Source organism: Streptomyces sp. YGL11-2 (assembly GCF_050054615.1).
Classification (GTDB): Bacteria; Actinomycetota; Actinomycetes; order Streptomycetales; family Streptomycetaceae; genus Streptomyces.
Window position 1 is genome coordinate 91,133 of record NZ_JBNHIN010000017.1, and the last position, 17,035, is coordinate 108,167.

General features: G+C 71.7%; 12 protein-coding genes. 3 read left to right on the forward strand and 9 right to left on the reverse strand.

What is annotated here, in order from left to right; all coding sequences use genetic code 11:
* Window positions 1-194 precede the first annotated feature (194 nt).
* Window positions 195-3,257, forward strand: a complete 3,063-nt coding sequence (locus tag ACO1BR_RS20790) for an amidohydrolase family protein (protein ID WP_426796568.1) — start codon at window positions 195-197, stop codon at window positions 3,255-3,257.
* A 13-nt stretch (window positions 3,258-3,270) separates the two neighbouring features.
* Here ACO1BR_RS20790 and ACO1BR_RS20795 read toward each other — a convergent pair whose 3' ends face one another.
* The 9 genes from ACO1BR_RS20795 to ACO1BR_RS20835 all read right to left on the reverse strand — a co-directional run bounded on the left by ACO1BR_RS20795 (window position 3,271) and on the right by ACO1BR_RS20835 (window position 14,007).
* Window positions 3,271-4,608, reverse strand: a complete 1,338-nt coding sequence (locus ACO1BR_RS20795; protein WP_426796569.1) for a PLP-dependent aminotransferase family protein — start codon at window positions 4,606-4,608, stop codon at window positions 3,271-3,273.
* The gene (gene dpgC / locus ACO1BR_RS20800) at window positions 4,605-5,993 is read right to left on the reverse strand and encodes a (3,5-dihydroxyphenyl)acetyl-CoA 1,2-dioxygenase DpgC (RefSeq protein WP_426796570.1); all 1,389 of its coding nucleotides are present in this window, start codon (window positions 5,991-5,993) and stop codon (window positions 4,605-4,607) included. Before dpgC ends, ACO1BR_RS20795 begins: the two co-directional genes overlap by 4 nt.
* Window positions 5,990-6,727: an enoyl-CoA-hydratase DpgB gene (dpgB, locus tag ACO1BR_RS20805; RefSeq protein ID WP_426796571.1), complete on the reverse strand. Its 738-nt coding sequence runs from the start codon at window positions 6,725-6,727 to the stop codon at window positions 5,990-5,992. Before dpgB ends, dpgC begins: the two co-directional genes overlap by 4 nt.
* A 56-nt stretch (window positions 6,728-6,783) precedes the next feature.
* A complete protein-coding gene (gene dpgA / locus ACO1BR_RS20810) occupies window positions 6,784-7,905 on the reverse strand; it encodes a 3,5-dihydroxyphenylacetyl-CoA synthase DpgA (protein WP_426796572.1) in 1,122 nt (373 codons plus the stop codon).
* 204 nt (window positions 7,906-8,109) lie between these two features.
* Window positions 8,110-9,336, reverse strand: a complete 1,227-nt coding sequence (locus tag ACO1BR_RS20815; protein ID WP_426796573.1) for a hypothetical protein — start codon at window positions 9,334-9,336, stop codon at window positions 8,110-8,112.
* Window positions 9,323-10,366, reverse strand: a complete 1,044-nt coding sequence (locus tag ACO1BR_RS20820) for a methyltransferase (protein WP_426796574.1) — start codon at window positions 10,364-10,366, stop codon at window positions 9,323-9,325. Before ACO1BR_RS20820 ends, ACO1BR_RS20815 begins: the two co-directional genes overlap by 14 nt.
* Window positions 10,363-11,328, reverse strand: a complete 966-nt coding sequence (locus tag ACO1BR_RS20825) for an ATP-grasp domain-containing protein (RefSeq protein ID WP_426796575.1) — start codon at window positions 11,326-11,328, stop codon at window positions 10,363-10,365. The genes ACO1BR_RS20820 and ACO1BR_RS20825 overlap by 4 nt, the downstream gene beginning before the upstream one ends.
* A 34-nt stretch (window positions 11,329-11,362) precedes the next feature.
* Window positions 11,363-12,595 (reverse strand): aminotransferase class I/II-fold pyridoxal phosphate-dependent enzyme, encoded by a 1,233-nt coding sequence (locus ACO1BR_RS20830; protein ID WP_426796576.1) that lies wholly within the window; start codon window positions 12,593-12,595, stop codon window positions 11,363-11,365.
* 71 nt (window positions 12,596-12,666) lie between these two features.
* On the reverse strand, window positions 12,667-14,007 hold the full coding sequence (locus tag ACO1BR_RS20835; protein ID WP_426796577.1) for a phenylacetate--CoA ligase family protein: 1,341 nt from the start codon (window positions 14,005-14,007) through the stop codon (window positions 12,667-12,669).
* 1,138 nt (window positions 14,008-15,145) lie between these two features.
* Between ACO1BR_RS20835 and ACO1BR_RS20840 the strand changes: the two genes are divergently transcribed.
* The gene (locus ACO1BR_RS20840) at window positions 15,146-15,739 is read left to right on the forward strand and encodes a hypothetical protein (RefSeq protein ID WP_426796578.1); all 594 of its coding nucleotides are present in this window, start codon (window positions 15,146-15,148) and stop codon (window positions 15,737-15,739) included.
* A gap of 360 nt (window positions 15,740-16,099) precedes the next feature.
* Window positions 16,100-16,345, forward strand: coding sequence for a hypothetical protein (locus ACO1BR_RS20845; protein WP_426796579.1), 246 nt, complete (start codon window positions 16,100-16,102; stop codon window positions 16,343-16,345).
* Window positions 16,346-17,035 lie beyond the last annotated feature (690 nt).

The window sequence follows — 17,035 nt, forward strand, 5'->3', positions numbered from 1 at the left end:
GGCCGAGCGCCGGGTGCCCAACTTGCCATGCATCATCGGGGACTTCTGCTGTGAGGTCGGGCAAGTCTCCTTAGAATGGGGCTCCTCGACTGTTCTTTCGAAAGGGACGGTGCCAGGTGACGGACGATCACCTCCGGGCAAGAGGTCTCAACCGGCGGCAGTTATTGAAACGCGGCGGGCAAGTAGCCTCCGGGGTGGGCGCGTTGTGGGCGGGCGACGCACTGGGCTGGGCGGCTCCCGCGCAGGCGCGGGACGAAGGTGACCGGGAGCCGTCGGTGACGGTGTCGTCGGGCACGAACTTCGCCGCGGCGGTCTCTCCGGACGGGCGATGGCTGGCACTCGACCTGTTCACGGTGGTCTGGCTGGTCCCCGTCGGCGGAGGCCGGGCCCGCCGCCTCACGGGGGACGCGCAGGACGCGAGCCGACCGAGTTGGTCGCCGGACGGGCAGCGCCTGGTCTTCCAGTCGTTCTGCGACGGGTACTACCAGCTGTGGCTGGTCAACACCGACGGCACCGGGCTGCGGCAGCTCACCGGCGACCCCGCCGACCACCAGGAGCCCGCCTTCTCGCCGGACGGCCGGCACATCGCCTTCGCCTCCGACGCCGAGAACACGAACGCCATCTGGGTCATGGACCTGGACGCCGGAACCAGCCGCCGCGTGACCACCGCCAAGGCCCGTGAGATCACGCCGACTTGGTCGCCTGACGGCCGTCGGATCGCCTTCACGGTCGGAGACACGGCGATCGACGTGGTCGAACTCGCCGGCGGCACCCGCAGTACGGCGGTGACCGCGCCCACCGGCACCACCCTGTGCGGGCCGGCCTGGACCCCGGACGGCACACGGCTCGCCTACACCCGGTTCACCGGCCGCACCGCCGACCTGGTCGTCGGCGAGCGGACCCTGACCTCCGGCGAGGACGTCTTCGGGTTCCCTCCCACCTGGCTGTCCGGCACCGAGCTGGTCTACACCGCCGACGGCCTGGTCCGACGCCGTACCGTCGACGGCTCCGTCCGCGAGATCCCGTTCACGGCGGCCCTGCCGCTGGCCGCGCGCGACTACCGCAGACAGGTGCGCGACCTCACCTCGCCCGCGCCGCGCCCGGTACGCGGCATCGCGAGCCCCGTCCTGTCCCCCGACGGCCACAGCGTCGCGTTCCGGGCGCTGAACGCGCTGTGGGTGATGCCGGTCGGCGGCAGGCCGAAGGCACGGGTGTCGGACGGGTTCTTCAACACCGACCCCGATTTCCACCCGGACGGCACGAGCCTCGTCTACGGCAGCGACCGCTCCGGCACCGCGAACCTGTGGCGGCTGAACCTGGCCGATGGATCCTCCCACCAGCTCACCGACGTGCCCCGGGGCGCGCTGACCCCGCGCTGGTCGCCGGACGGCGGCCGGATCGCCTACCAGGACGCGGACGGTGCCCTATGGGTGCTGACGGTCTCCGACGGGTCGGTGCGGCAGGTGCTGCCGGCGCTGTTCCAGCCGGGGCGGCCGGCCTGGTCGCCCGACGGCCGCAGCCTCGCCGTCGCCGCCGTCAGACCGGCGTCCCTGCGCAACAAGTCCGGCACCAACCAGATCCTCACCGTCGATCTGGAAACCGGCACCACGACCTACGCCGAACCCGCCGCGCACCGCTCCGTCGCCACCCGCGGCGACGACGGCCCGGTCTGGACGCCGGACGGGCGGAGTCTGGTGTTCGTCATGGAAAGCACGGCCTGGGCGCTGCCCGTGGACGGCGCGGGCCGCGCCACCGGGCCGGCACGGCAGCTGACCCGGGAGGTCACCGACGCGGTCTCGCTCGGCGACCGGGGCCGGACGCTGATGTACCTGTCCAACGGCCTTCTGCGCACGGTGCCGCTGGCCGGCGGCACCCCGCGGACCGTGCCGGTCCCCCTGACGTACCGGGTGCACGAGGGCACCGACCGACTCGTGCTGCGGGCGGGTGCGCTGTGGGACGGCGTCTCCCGGCAACTGCGCCGTGATGTCGACGTGGTGATCGAGGGGACGAAGGTCGCGGGCGTCGTACCGGCCGGCTCGGCCGTCGGCGGCCGGATCGTGGACGCGACCGGGCTGACCGTCATTCCGGGGCTGATCGACCTGCACACCCACTGGTTCATGCGAGGCCGCGGGTGGGGTGACCGCCAGGGCAGGCTGTGGCTGTCGTACGGCGTCACCACCGCCCGCTCGGTCGCCGACCCGGTCTACCAGATGGTGGAGACCCGCGAGTCGTCCGAGGCGGGCGTCAGGGTCATGCCGCGTTTCCTCGGCACCGGCGAGGCGTTGGACGGCAACCGGGTGCTGTACAACGCGATGCGCCCGGTGCATTCGGCGGCGCAGCTGGACCTGGAACTGTCCCGGGCCGAGGCACTCGCCTACGACCTGCTCAAGTGCTACATCCGGCTCCCGGTCGCGCTCACCGAACCGGTCGTGGCCCGGGCCCACCGGATGGGGGTGCCGGTCACCTCGCACTACGCCTACCCGGCCGCGCACACCGGCCTGGACGCGATGGAGCACGTCGGCGGCGGCAACCGGCTCGGCTACACCCACACGGTGAGCCGCCTGGGCCGTACCTCGGACGGTGTGGTCGAACTGTTCGCGCGCTCGGGCATGCCCATCACCCCGACCCTGATCTACGCCGCCGTGCTGTACGCCGAGGACCGGTCGCTGCTGGAGGACCCGCGGACGAAGGCGCTCTTCCCGGTCTGGGAGTACGAGTTGGTGGAGCAGTTGGCCCGGAACGCGGTGGGGCCCGCCGCGGACACCCTCCGCTTCCTGCTGGCCGGCGCCGTCGACCTGCTCAAGCGGGTGCACGCGGCCGGCGGCCTGGTGGTGGCCGGGACCGACGCGCCGCTGGACACCCCGGCACTGGCGATGCACCTGAACCTGCGGGCCCTGGCGCAGGGTGGGTTGAGCACCTACGACGTCCTGCGCACGGCCACCGCGAACTCCGCGCGGGTGTTGGGGCTGGCCGACCGGCTCGGCACGGTGGAGCCGGGGCGCTTCGCCGATCTGGCCGTCGTGGCGGGCGATCCGCTGGCGGACGTCAGGGCCGCGGCGGCCGTGCGCATGGTCGTGACCGGTGGACGGCCGCACACGGTGGACGACCTGCTCCACCCGTTCCGGCACGCGGCGGCCACGACGGTGCCGCGGAACCGTACCGCAGTGCCGCTGCGGGGCGCGCAGGCGGACTTCAGCCACGACTGGCACCGGCCCGGCTGGGTCGAGACGTCCTGCTCCTGCGCGCCGCCGCGCTGAACCCGGCGCCGGTCTACGGCAGGGCCCGCCGCCCTCGGCGCGGCGGGCCGGCGACCTCGCGGACGAAGTCCGCGAACCGCCCGATCCCCTCGTCGATCCGGTCGGGCGTCAGATAGCTGCAGGACAGGCGCAGTTCGTCGGTCCCGCCCCCGGACAGGTAGAAGTGCTCCATCGGGGTCCACAGCACGCCGAACTCCGTGGCACACCACTCCAGCAGAGCGGTATCCACCCGGACGGGCAGCCGCACGCGGACGAAGAAGCCGCCGGACGGGCTGTTCCACCGCACGCCGGGAGGCGTCGCACCGCCCAGCTCGCGGTCGAGGGCGGCCAGCAGATGCGCCAGGTTGCGCCGGTAGTGCGCCGAGGTGGCATCGCCCAACGCGGACAGCGACCCGCCGTGCGCGAGCAGCATCCCGCCGATGACCGCCTGGCACAGCGGCGAGGTGTTGACCGTGACCATGCCCTTGAGGACCGCGAGGTCGTCGGCGAGGACTCCCCCGGTGCCGTCGGCCCGTACGACCGGCTGGTCGGCGACGGCGAACCCGACCCGGGCGCCGGGCAGGCACACCTTGGCGAACGTACCGAGGTGGACCACCCGGCAGTCGGTGTCGAGCGCCTTGAGCGAGGGCAGGGCACGGCCGGGCGGCGCGGTGAAGCCGTAGGCCGAGTCCTCGATCAGCACCAGGTCCTCTTGGTCGGCCACGGCCAGCAGCCGCCGCCGGGTCTCCAGGTCCAGCACACTGCCCGACGGGTTGGAGTAGTCCGGGGCGACGTACAGCGCGCGAATCCGCCGTCCTCGCGTGCGCGCCGCCGCGCAGGCACCGCGCAGGGCGTCGAGGTCGACCCCGTCGGCGGTCTCCGGGACCGGCGCGAGGTCGACGTCGAGGAGCCGGGCGGCGCCCGTCATGCCGACGTAGGCGGGTTCGACGACCGCGAGCAGGTCGTCGCGCGAGCGGCACAGCGCGCGCAGGGTGAGCAGCATGGCCTCCTGGGCGCCGACGGTGACCACCACGGACCGGGGCGGCACGTCGATGCCCTGGTCGTGGCGGAGCGCGGCGGCGATCAGATCGTTGATGAGGCCGCGGCTCGGCCCGTACTCGTGCAGCAGGTTCCGGGCCCGCTCGACCGTCGTGCCCCGGTCCTCGACCAGGTGCCGCTCGTAGCGCGCGGCGTACGCGGTGACGTCGACGTCGGCCAGGTGGGCCAGGTACGGGGCGCCCGGGGCGAAGGAGATCGCCGACGGGTAGCGCGTCATCACCTCGTTGAGGAAGGCGACGGAGCCGAGCACCGGGTTCTCCAGGCTGGCGTGCAGGTCTCCCCCGGCCAGCGCGAAGCCGGGCGCCGCACTCATGGCCGACCGCCCGCGCGGGACCAGGCGCGGTCCACCTTGCCGATGACGTCGCGGCTGTAGAGCCGGATCGCCTGTACGTAGGCGAACTCCGCCATGTAGGTACGGAACAGTTCCGGAGGTTCCTCGGCCAGCGTCAGCATCGCCCGGTTCGCCACCACGGCCGGGTTGTCCAGAGCCGACACCGCCTCCTCGATCGCGGTGTCCATCTCCTCCGGCGCCACGACCTGGTCGCACACCGCCGCGGCGCCCGGGTCGCCGGCCGTGATCCGGTCGCCCCACAGGATCACCCGGCGGGCCTGGCGGGCGCCGGCGCAGCGGCTCAGACGCAGGTTGCCCGCGCCCGGAACGATGCCCTCCTGTGCGGCGGGAAGGGCGAAGAACGCGTCGCGCTCGGCGATCACACGGTCGAAGACCAGCAGCAGTTGCATGCCACCGCCGATGGCGAATGCGTCCACGGCGGCCACCCACGGCTTCCCGGCGACGGCGCCGCCGGGGTGGTGCGTCCCGGCACCGGCGTGGTCCGGACGGTGCAGGCCGCGCTGGATCTTGCTGATGTAGCCCAGTTCGCGCTGCATCAGGAAGCCGGCGAAGGAGATGCGTCCCTCGTGCAGATGACGCAGGTTGATTCCGGCGCTGAACACCCGCCGGCCCGCGTACTTCGGATGCGTCATCACCCCGCCGCGCAGCACGCCGACGCGGACCCGGTCGTCGAGCAGCGCCAGGTCGACCGCGGTCTCCATGTCCGCGATCAGGGTGTCGTCCTCGGCGTTGAGGCAGTGTTCGTTGTGCACGGTCAGGTGCGCGGCGGGGCCCCGGCGTTCGACGAGGACCGACTCCAGCTCGGCCCGGCCGGTCGCGGTGAAGTCCGCGAGCAGGGCCAGCGCCCGCCGTGAAGGTGTCCGCATCGCGTCGGTCAGATGGGCACCGGAGGCGGGATCGCGCAGTACCGCACGCAGGAAGAGCCCCTGGTCGATCTCCCGTCCCTCCTTGTGCGCCTGGATGTGCTTGCGTTCGGCGTCGAGTTGGGCCTCGGTGGGGACCAGTCCGGGCCACTGCTCACCGGCTGCGCGCAAGAGGTCCGGGAGCCGGACGTGGTGGGTCCGGTCACCGGTCAGGCGGCCGTACACCGCCTCGACGTGCCGGTCCAGGAAGATGGCGCGCAGCCGGCGGGCCGCAGCCAACACCCGTTCGGCCACGGCCTGTTGTGGCGCCTCGCGCTCGGGGCGGGGCGGCAGGGCAGCCAGCGACCGGTCTGCTGCGGCGGCGTACTCCGCGAGGGCCGCCGCGTCTTCGCCGAGGTTCCCGGTCAGGGGCGGTTCGGGGGCGAGCCCGAGGTCCGCGCCGGTGCCGGTGGTGGGGGTGGGCAGGTGGGCGTCGGCGCTCATGGACGCACCTCCCGGAGTTCACCGGCGCGCAACCGCTGGAGTTCGCGATCGCACGCGGCCAGGTGCGCGCCCAGAGCGTCCTCGAAGCTGGCGTCATGGGCCTCCAGCAGCAGCCGGCGCCGGATGGCCCAGTCCGTCCCGGACACGGTGCGCAGCGTCGCCAGCGCCGCGTCGAGCGCCACCTGGGGCTCGTGGGTGACCTCGTCGACCAGGCCCATGGCCAGGGCGCGTTCGGCGGTCAGTTGGGCCTCGCCCAGTACGATGCGCCGGCTCCGGGCGACGCCGTACTGGTGGACGAGCCGGTACAGCGCCATGCCCGGCCAGCAGCGGTCGTCGTTGCGCGGCAGCGCGATCCGCAGGTCGGTGCGGGCGATGCGGACGTCGGCGACCAGCAGCATGTCCGCGGCGGGCCCGGCGCAGCTCCCCTCGGCCACCGCGATGACCGGCGCGTCCAGCCGCTCGACCCGGCGCAGTGCCCGCTCCCACTTGTTGACCTCGTGCACGGCGACGCCGGGGCCCGGCCAGGGCGCCGTCGTGGCGGGCCCCAGGGCCAGTACGAGCACCGCGCCCGCGCCGGCGTCCTCGACCCGCTCCCGGGCGGCGTCGAGGTCGGCGATCAGCTCGGGGAGGGGCTGGCCGTGCGTGTGCACCCGGTGGCCGGCGGCCGGTCCGGGAGGGGCCTGGCCGTCCGTGCCCGCCTGGTGGTCGGCCGGGGAATCGTTCTTGCGGGTCATCGTGCGTGCGTCCTTTCGCTGCGTCGCCGTGTCGGTCCTCGTGGTGTCCGCCGCGGTCACCATCGCGCCAGTGCCGTCTCGATCGTCGATCCCGGACCCATCGTCATCAGCACCCCGAGATCGCCCCGTGCCACCGTTCCCTCGGCGACCAGGCGCTCGTAGGAGAACAGGAAGGAACCGCTGGAGAGGTTGCCGTAGTCGCGCAGCACGCCGGTGGTGTGGCGCACGTCGTGCTTGGTGAGGCCCAGGTTGACCCGGACCGAGTCGATGACCTTCTTGCCGCCGGAGTGCACCAGCCAGTGGTCGACGTCCGTCCGGCGCAGGCCCGCCCCGGCCAGCAGCGCATCGACGGCTTCCTCGGCGTGGGCGCCGACCACGTAGGGCACGTCGCGGTCGAGGAAGAAGCTGAACTTGCCCTCGTCGTCGTCCCAGTCGTAGCGCATGGCGTCCGCGGCCTCGGGGATGATCCGGCTGGAGAAGCCCGCCAGCGCGGGGCCGCTCGTGTCCTGGCCGGGCGCGTCGCCGGCCTCGACGAGGATTGCCGCGGCGCCGTCGCCGAAGAGGCTGTTGACGACCGACGTGCGCATGGTGCCGTCGAAGACGTACGCGGAGGAGCAGGACTCCACGCACACCATGGCGGCCGGCTGGCCCGGGTGTGCGGCGGCCCAGCCGGCCACGGCGGTCAGGGCGTTGAGCCCGGCGTTGCAGCCCATCCCGACCACGTCCAGTCGGGAGCAGTCCACCCGGAGCCCGAGTTCCCGGATCAACAGGGCGCTGAAGCCGGGGGTGAGGAAGCCGGTGGAGGTGACGCAGCACAGGTAGCGGATGTCGGAGAGGCCGGCTCCCGCTTCCTTCACGCAGGTCTCCAGAGCCCGGGATCCCATGTCGATTCCGGTGCTGACGTGCTTGCGCAGCAGTTCGCCCTGCGTCTCGACGCGCCGTTCGCGGTTCGGACCGGGGGGCGGCAGGGTCAGGTGCCGGGTGTTGATCGCGCTGTTGAGGAAGACGGAACGGATGCGCTCGTCGGTGACGCCGAAGATGTCGAGGATGTCCTGCTGGGTGTACGAATCGGGTGGCACCGCGGTGCCCACGGCGCGGATCCGTGGCAGCGCTCCGGACAGTAACGTGCCGTTGTGCACGGCCGGTTGGGTCTGGGGAGGTGCGAGCATGACGGTCATGTGTTCTCCGGTCTGTGCGGTCGGGGGTCAGTGCGCCAGGATCGCGAAGCCGCGGTAGCGCGGGATGCGGAGGCTGGCCGCGATGGCGCCGGTGCTCTGCGGTGTACTCATGCCGTCTCCTCCTCTCCTGGCGAGAAGTCTGGTGGGAAGGCCGTCGGGCGGGCCGCCGGCGGGAAGGGGCGTGTCGCGTTCACCGTGTTCGCGTCATGCCACCTCTCGGGCGGAGACGGCTCGGTCGATGCCGTATCCGGCGGCGGCGAAGCCGGCCAGCACGACCGCGGCCACCGCCATGGCCGACGTGGTCGCCGAGGGCAGCAGGTCGTCCGCGTTGCGCACGATCCAGCCGGCTGCCACGTTGCCCGCCATCTCGCCGACCGCGCTCATGATGGTGACCAGCGACAGCATCGCGGACACCTGCTCCTTGGCCACGGCTTTCCCGGCGTCCACCTGTGACTGCGGCAGCGCGAGACATTCGGCGAAGGCGAACAGCGCGAGGCCGAGCAGGACCAGGACGAGCGACGAGGTGAACGACAGCAGCACCCCCGCCCCGCAGGTGATCGCGGCCCCGGCGTACACCGCCCTGCGGCCCGTCTGGGCGAGGACCGGCATCATCGCCAGCTGGATCACGATCAGCGCCAGCGGCTCGAAGCTCAGGAACAGCTCCCGGTAGCCCGACAAGGCCGGGTTGACCTCGTCGTACAGCAGGAACATGGCCATGATGAACCCCATGGCGAAGTACGCGACCAGCGTGTACGCCAACACCGCCACCGGTCCGGGGCGCAGCAGCAGCCCGAGGCCGCCTCCGACGGCGAGCCGTTTGGCCTTCCCGGTGTCCGAGGTCAGCCGTCGCGCGCTCGCGCCGGCCCAGGCACCGCCCGCCAGTTCCAGCAGGAGCAGGAGCACCAGTGCGTACCGTGCCACGTGGAACCGGTCGGCGGCCTCGGCGGCCAGCGGAGCCAGCAGCAGCGCCACGTTCATGATCACAAAGAACAGCTGGAACGCCCTGGCCCGGTCCTTCTCCACGGTGGCGTCGGTCAGCAGCACCCGCACCGCGACCTTCGACACCCCGCGGCCGAACCCCGCGAGCACGGCGAAGACGAACAGTCCCGGCGGGTGCACCGTGGCCAGCAGCGCCACGAAACCGGCCGATTTCAGTAGTGCGGAGACGGACAGCAGCCAGCCGCTGCTCACGCCGCGGAAGACCACGGGTACGACGATGCCGCCGATCAGCGAGGCGACGACCTGGATGGACAGGGCGAGGGAGAACGTCAGCGGAGCGACCCGGGTGCCACCGAAGACCGCCACGGGCAGCATGGTCAGCACGGTGGTCATGTCGATGTTCGTGACGAACGTGAACACCAGCGCGGCCAGGACCGATCTGCGGTCGCTGGTCTCCGTGGCCTGAGGGGGCGTCGTCTCAGCGGCCTGCATGGGGTTCGGGCCTCTCCGGTGCGGGAAGGGACAGCTCCACCACCGACAGCGGGGTCCCGGTGGCGGTGACGTGGGCAGGGAGGAACCCCGCGGCGGTGCCGAGGGCGGAGAAGTCCGCCGCGGTGCGTTCCCGGCCCGCCATCAGGATCATCATCAGGACGTCCAGAGACCGCCCTACGGGGACGCGCCGGTCGTCGTCGAGCACCATGTCGACGACCACGACGCGTCCGCCGGGCGCCAGCGCGTCCCGGCAGTGGCCCAGGATGCGCGACGCCCGCTCGTCGTCCCAGTCGTGCAGGACACGCTTGAGAACGTGGACCTCCCCGCCGGAGGGCACCCCGTCGAAGAACGAACCACGCTCCACCCGGGCGCGTCCCCCGGCGATCAGATCGGCCAGAGCGGGGACCACCTCGGTCTTCTCCCGGGGCAGTTCGAACAGGATGCCGCGCGCCCCCGGGCTGGCCGTCAGCAGCGCCGCCAGCAGCGAGCCGTCACCGCCGCCGACATCGACCACGGTCTGGCCCGGCCGCAGCGTGATGGCCGCCGCCAGTCCGCCGTCCAGGTCACGCGAACCGTCCCGCATGGTCGCGTCGAACAGGTCGCTGATCTCCGGTGACCGGGCGAGCCACTCGAAGAAGCGCTCCTGATGGGTCAGCTCGAACGCCGGGGTGCCGGTGCGCAGTTGCTCCACGAGCCGGTCCCAGCTGTGCCAGTAGCCCTCCTGCAGTTCGCAGCGCACCCAGTTGGCGATCCCGTCCGGCGCCTCCCGGCACAACAGCCGGGACGCCTCGGTGCCGACGTATGCGCCGGACGCGTCGAGCCCCAGGGCCTCGGCCACCACCAGGTGATCGAGGACCCTGCGCAACGGGTCGACTTCGGTCCGGGTCTCGGCGGCCAGCTCAGCGGCGGTCATCGGGCGCCGTGCCAGCAGGTCCGGGATGCCCAACTCGACCGCCGCGTACAGGCACTTGCTGGTGCGATAGGCGGTGATCTGTCCGATCAGCCGACGCCGTACCCCGTCGCCGCTCACCGCTCCCCCACCCCGGTCAGCATGCGACCGGCCCACTGGAAGAAGGCGTCGGCCACCTTGGTCCGCGCCGGTTCCGGCATCAGCGAGAAGCCGGCCAGCGCGGTGCCCCACTCGCCCAGCACCGGCCCGTGCTCGGTCATCAGCCAGTCCACGTGCAGATAGCCGGCGTCCAGGCTCCCGGCGATGCGCAGGCACATCTCCCGTACGCCGGCGATGTCCGGGTCCAGTTCGGCGACACCGCCCTGCCGCAGGTTGGCCCGGTACCGGCCCGCGGCCGGACGGCGCAGCAGCGAGACCAGCACCTCACCGCCGACCAGCATCACCCGCAGGTCGCCGGTGATCGGCAGGCACTCCTGCACCAGGTAGTTCTGGCCGGTCTGGGCGACCACGTCCAGCGCCGCGGACAACTGCTCGGGGGTGTCCACCCGCAGTACCGCCGCGCCCATCCCCATCTCCCGGGGCTTGACCACGTACGGGCCGTCGCCGACGACCTCGCGCACCACGGGCAGTGCCTGGCGGGCGTAGCGGCCGAACGGCACGGCCACCGTCCGCGGGGTCGGCACGTCCAGGCTCGCCGCGCGCAGCATCATCGCCAGTTTGTCGCGCTCCAGGCACTCGGGGCCCCGCAACGCCCGGTTCAGCAGGACCGAATCGCTGGCGTCCACCGTCCGGTAGAGCGCCCGCAGGAAGTGGGCGGCCTGCGGGTCGGCGCTGACGTCGTCGACGAGGTAGCAGTGCCGGCGCGCCAGCAGGTCCTCGCCGCGGTGCAGCAGCCGCGGCCGGTCGGCCACGACGGGGACGAGTTCGTTGGCCGGCAGGAACCGGAAGGTGAAGCCGTTGCGTTCGGCGGCGGCGGTGTACTCCTTGGTCATGTCCGCCTCGATGGCGGCGGCGTAGTCGGGCGTCAGGTCGTCGGGGTGGCAGATCCAGGTCAGTACGGGTTCGGTGGGCCGTCGGGTCATGTCTCCTGGTTTCCGTACGTCCATGGGGTGCTGGTCAGTCGAGCTCTCCGAGCGCTTCGGCGGCTCGGGCGATCTGCTCGTCGGTGTGCAGCGCGGAGACGGCGAACCGCACCAGGCCCGTACCTCGGGCGACGGTGGGGTAGAAAGCCGGGGTCACCAGGATCCCGGCCTTCCGCAGCCGTTCGGCCGCGGCCAGCGCGTCGGCCTCGGCGGCGAAGGCCGCGCCCCGTACCGGCGAGCGTTCACCGGCGTTGACCAGTCGGCCGTAGGTGTGCTGGTCGAACAGCTCGGTGTTCTGCCACAACCGGTCCTGCAACGGGACCACCGCGCCGTTGAGGTGCAGCCGGGCCGAGGCCAGGTTGGCGCTGACCATGGGCAGGGCGATGGGGCCGCCGAAGATCAGCGGGTTGCCGAACTTGCGCAGCACCTTGGTGTCCGCGCGGTCGCGCAGCACGCCGAATCCGCCGGCGCCGCCGAACGCCTTGGACAGCGAGCCGACCAGGATCACCGAGTCGGGCAGGTCCGCGCCGAACGCCTCGTGCGCGTAGCCGCCGCCCTGGGGGCCGGCGATCGAGATCCCGTGCGCGTCGTCGACGTAGAGGTAGCCGCCCGCGGCCGCGGTCAGGGCGTTGAGTTCGACGACGTCGATCAGCCCGCCCATCGAGCCGATGCCGTCGACAAGCACGATCGGGGTCCGTCCCGCGTCCACCGCCTCGTCGAGCAGGGCGCCGAGCCCGGCGGTGTCGTGTGCGTCGAACCGGCTGACCGGGCCGATCTGTTCGAAGATGCCGCGCAGTACCTGGATCGAGGCGTGCGCGGTGCGGTCGACGAGGAACACCGGTCCGGCCTCGGCCACCGGGTAGCTGGGCAGCGCGTTGGCCGCCAGCAGCGGCAGCACGCCGAGGTGGACGTTGCCGACAGAGGTGAAGGCCGTGACCGATCGCAGACCGTAGACGCGGTCCAGGATCGATTCCAGTTCCTCCAGGTCGTCCAGCCGCATTCGGGTCCGCGCGGAGGCGAAGTGCACGCCGGCGCGGTCGATGGCCTCTTTCGCGCTGTGCAGGAGTTGGGGGTGCACCTCCAACCCCAGGTAGGAGCAGGAGACGAACTCGACGGCCTCACTGCCGTCGGCCAGTTCGACCACCTTGCCCCGGCGGCAGTGGAAGACGTGCGAGGTCAGGTCGCGCTCGGTGGCGAGGGCGAGCGCGTCGGTCGTGTTCTCAAGGCGGTTGGTCAGCCAGTTTTTGGAGATCTCCAGCAGGGCCACAGACAGTCCTCAGATGAGTGGGAGCGTTCGAGTGCCGGAGTGGGGGGGTGGTTCCGGACTTGGGTCGGCGGTCAGAGCTCGACGAAGAACGGAGTCTTGCCGCGTGCGTTGCGCACGAAGTCCGTCGTGGGAAGGTGCCGCAGGGTGAAGCCCCGGAAGCCCGGCATGGCGAAGACCCGGCCGAGGTGGTAGCCCTCGCGCAGCCGCCGGAGTACCTCGTCGCCGGTGGGGCGGACGGCGAGCCGGTCGGCGAGCAGGAGGACGACGTCGAATCCGCGGTCGGGTGCGCGCCGTACCTGGAACTGGCAGTCGGCCGGGTCGGCCACTCCGAGGCCGCGCAGCTGAGCCATCACCAGGTCCTGGGAGATCGTCGCGCCGTCGACGTTGAGCGAGCGGGGCACGCGTCCGGTCAGCGTGATCCGCGAGGCGGGGCTGCCGCAGGCGCAGCCGCCGGTGGTGTGCCGTATCGCACGGTCGCCGATCCGAAAGCGCACCAGGGGCATCCCGGTGTCGGTCAGCGTGGTGGTGATGACCTCGCCTTCCTCGCCGTCGGCCACCTCGGCGCCGGTCTCCGGGTCGACCACCTCGACGAACATCGCGTCGTCGTGCACATGGTGGGTGCCGTCGCCCTGAAAGGGGCACTGGTAGCCGATCGGGCCCGTCTCGCTGGTCGAGTAGGACAGCGACCGCACCCGCAATCCGGGGATCGCCTCGGTCATGACCGCCGCGCGGGCCGTTCCGAGGTTCTCGCCGATGTACAGGTAGGTCCGCAGTGACGCCAGCGACGCCAGGTTCGCCGGGTCGGAGAGCAGGTCGGCGCCCATCGCGGGCGATCCGATCAGCGTGTCGATTCGGTGTTCGCGGATGACCTCCAGCAGTTCCTCCGTGCGCATCGAGGTCCCCAGGGGGTACGTCTGCGCGCCGAGGCGCCGGGTGAGGTCCTGGGCGAAGGAGAACGCCCCGTTCAGCTCACCGGGGTAGAGGCAGTTGCCCACCCGGCTCGGGGCCGTCGTCAGCGCGGCGCGTACGCCCCGTGCGCCGAGGTGGGTGACCCGGGCGTCGAACTCCCAGGAGTGGTAGAGGACTTTGCGCTTTCCCGAGGTGCCGCTGGAACGCAGCACCATTCCGCTGTCGGCGCTGTCGAGCACCAGATCGGTCACCGCGGGCGGGCACAGGTCCTCAAGTGTGTCGGGCGACATGAGGGGGAGTTCGGACAGGTCGTCCGCGGTACGGACGTCCTCGATACCAGGCCATCGGGCTGCCGCGGCGGGACGTTTCACGATGGCGTCCACCGTCGCCAACAGGTTGTGGCTACGCAGGCGCGCGAGTTCGTCTGCTTCGAGGGCCTCCAGGTCGTCCGCTAGTTGAACACCCGAACTGCTTGCCCTTAAAGGGCGAACAGAGATCGACACTTCCGCTTCCCCCGTCGTTCTTCACCGGGCATCTGTCTTCGCCCGTCGGCGCTTACGCTACGCGGAGCCCGAGTAACCCGGGCTAGCGAAATTGAGCCAACTCCCGACATGATCTTCGGCGAATGCCGTCGAATGCGGAACCGGATACACCACCCTGCATGATCACGCTATTCAGCAACCGGCACGCACGGCAGCGGCCCCCCTTTGACGTGCACTCCAACCCCTTCCGCACGGAATTGATTTACCCCCGGAACAAATTCCGTGAAAAACGATCACACTTAATCCACTCCAGCCGTATTTCTTGATCACGGCCGCTCCGACACGTCGCTTCCACGGCGACTTTTCCCCGGCGGCAGCGTGTCCCCGTATCCCCGTACGGCCTTCTGCATCCCCCTGATAAACCGGAGTGGCGTGCTCCATGACCCTTCATTCCCTTCTCTCCCGCCCGGCTTCGTCACCGGTCCACGACACACACGCAACGCGCAGACGCACAGCGTGGGCAGTTGCCACAGCGCGGGCCGGTTGTAGGCCGGTTGCAGGCCCGTTGCGAACCGGCACGACGGATGATCGGACGGATGCCGGCCGGACATGACGAAAGGGCACGACTGCCGGGAGCGCATCCGCGCCACACGCGCAGCACGGCGCCCCCGACGAAGCCGGCAACAGCGCACTGACGAACCGTCGATGGCGCGCCGGCTGTCCGATATCCGCCCCTAGGCGTCCGCGATAGCCGAACGTCCGCTGCACCGAGAAAATCGCGCACGCCCCGGACCGACGCGGACAGTCGTGGGCGAGCCGCGACGGCCACGCTGGCGGGGCCCACGAGTCAGACATCAATCGCACAGCGCCCGCCCATGCCGAACGGCTCCAACGTCGCTCCACTCGCGCAGAGCGCCCACCCGCCGAAGCCAGGGGCTCCGGTGGGCGGAAGCCCAACTCCGTTGCACCGCATGGGCTCGGCAAGGAGCAGGCCGTTCCGCTCCCTCTCCGAATCTGCCACTCACGTGGTCGGCGGCAAGCGCGCCTCGGTGTGCCGTTGCACCGCATTAGCCGTCCGTTAGCAGAACGCCAACCCGGTCTTCGAAGCTGAGTGTCGTCCGGGAGTGAGAGACAAGAGAACACAGCAACGGGAGACCCGATGAACACCGCCACCAACCGCTTCCGCGGCCGCGCCGGCCGCCGCCTCGCCGCCGCCGTCGTCGCCGCCGCGGCACTGGGGCTGGGGGCCACGGCCTGCGGGCAGGGCTCCGGGACAGCGGGCGCCGCCGGCCCCTCGGCCTCGGCCCAGCCAACGAGCGGCTCTTCCTCCGACAAGTCCGACTCGCAGGGCCACAACGGCGGCAAGTCCACCGCGGCGCCGTCCGCCGCCCGGGGCTCGGGCACCGGAGGCAAGCCCGCCTCCACCGGGGGCGGCGTCGCCCACGCCGGTCACCACCGCACGATCGTCGGCACGCTCAACTACCTCGCGCCCGGCAAACTGATCGTCAAGCCCCAGGGCGGCGGCATGGACCAGGCATTCCTGATCTCCAACGCCACGCGGATCCTCGGCGCGGCCGCGATCTGCTCCGGCACCGACGGCAGCGTGACCATCGGCAGGGACGGCTACGGCACCTCGAAGTGCACCGTGAACCAACTGGAGACGGCTGCGAAGACCAACAGCGTGACCGTCCGCGTCACCATGAACCCCAAGTCCGGCGGTGCCGAGACGGTCGAGGAGAAGTACCACCCGTAAGCCCCGGCACCCCGCGCCATGCCCGCCCGGTGGCCCCTCCGGCCCGCCGGGCGCACAGGCGCGCGCCCACTGCCGGCCAGGCTCCTGGCGTGCAGGGACACCGACTTCGACGCGAACGTGCCCTGCCGTCCCGGGACGCGGCCGGCGTCACCGCCCCGGCGTCGCTCAGCACGGTCTTGACCGAGGCGCTTCCCGGGCCCCGGGAAGAGGGCCGGCGACGCAGTCACACCACGGCGTCGGTCTGGAGCGGGCCTGCGGTGATGCGGAGCGTCCGGATGCGAACGGGCTCTTCCTGTCGGACAGTTCCTCGACCCTGATGGGCCGACCGATCACCCGGGAGAGCAGTTCCACCCAGCGCCGATGGGAGATCAGTTCGGGTCCCGTCAGCATTCCGCTGACCACCCCGTCGTACACGCCGCCGAGGGCTGCGACCGCCACGGCGGCGACATCACGTTCATGGATCGGCGCGGCGACGGCGTCGGCGCGGACCAGCTGGACCTGTCCGTCGGCGCGGACCAGCTGGACCTGTGTCCGTCGGCGCGGATGGAGTGCGACCAGTTCAACGCGTTGGTGGCCAGCACGAGGGGCCGGATCGGGTTCCAGTGAAGCCCGGAGTCGGCCAGGACCCGCTCAACCGTCCGATGCTCCTCGGCAATCGCGCTACCGACGGCGTAGGGCAGCAGCACACTGCCCGAGGAGAGCAGCACCACCTGCTCGATCCCGGCCTCCCGAGGGGCTTGGTCAGGTCGGCCGCGACCACCGGCACGCCGGCCGGCAGGCCCGCTGCGGCGGGGTCGCGGACCGCAGCGCGCACGGGTTCGACCGCGGCCTCGATCCAGCACATGGAGACAGCGCCGGTCATCCATCCCCCGAACAACGTAGGACCCTCTGACGCACGGACCGGAACTGCCCGCGAACGTGACCGTAAGCGTCGCGCTTCCGCCTGGCACGGCGTCCGGCAACTGATCACGTGCGCAGAAAGCGCCTACGACCAGCAACACCATTGACATGGCGGCCAGTTCGCTCGCCTGACCTGTGCAAAGGCCGCCCTTCGGGGGACTCGACAGCCGCCGACTGTCGGACAGGGCAACGCGGTTGTCCGCCGGGAACCCGCCGGGGAAGCGGTGCCGCGGCGGCCGGATGGGGAGCAGCGGGGCAGCCGGTGCGGCGTGGGAATGGCTCCATGGCTCCCCCATGCCTACATGCCGCCGGCGCGACAGCAGGGCTCGTCGTAGCGCCGGAGACAGCAGACTTCCCGAGGGGGAGTCTGGCCGGGTCCGAACTCCGGCCGCGGGG